This is a genomic window from Cupriavidus sp. SIMBA_020, from assembly GCF_046535395.1.
GTDB classification, from domain to species: Bacteria; Pseudomonadota; Gammaproteobacteria; order Burkholderiales; family Burkholderiaceae; genus Cupriavidus; species Cupriavidus campinensis.
This window is the reverse complement of sequence record NZ_JAWRWU010001577.1, coordinates 1-239: the sequence shown is the minus strand read 5'-3', so window position 1 is coordinate 239 and position 239 is coordinate 1. Positions and strand designations below refer to the sequence as shown.

Genomic DNA, 239 nt, shown 5'->3' with positions numbered 1-239 from the left:
CAAGGACACCGTGCCGAACAACGCGACATACAGTTGAACCGGCCCGCCTATCACCAGTGTCGCGGCTGCTGCCATTGCCGCGAGGTCGGCGGCGATGTTGATGATGTTCGCGGTCGGCAGGATCAGTACCGCGAGATATAACAGCGGGGCAGGGTAGTGGCGGCGCAGGTTCGTGGCGAGCCCACTGCCCGTCACGCGTCCCATCCTCGCGCAGACCAACTGGATCGACGCCATGAGCG

1 protein-coding gene is annotated in these 239 nt (G+C 64.4%); it reads right to left on the bottom strand.

Annotated features, from left to right (window positions below; translation table 11 throughout):
• Positions 1-239, bottom strand: a 239-nt coding sequence (locus SB751_RS34915) for a divalent metal cation transporter (RefSeq protein ID WP_410749602.1), incomplete at both ends; no start/stop codon positions are given.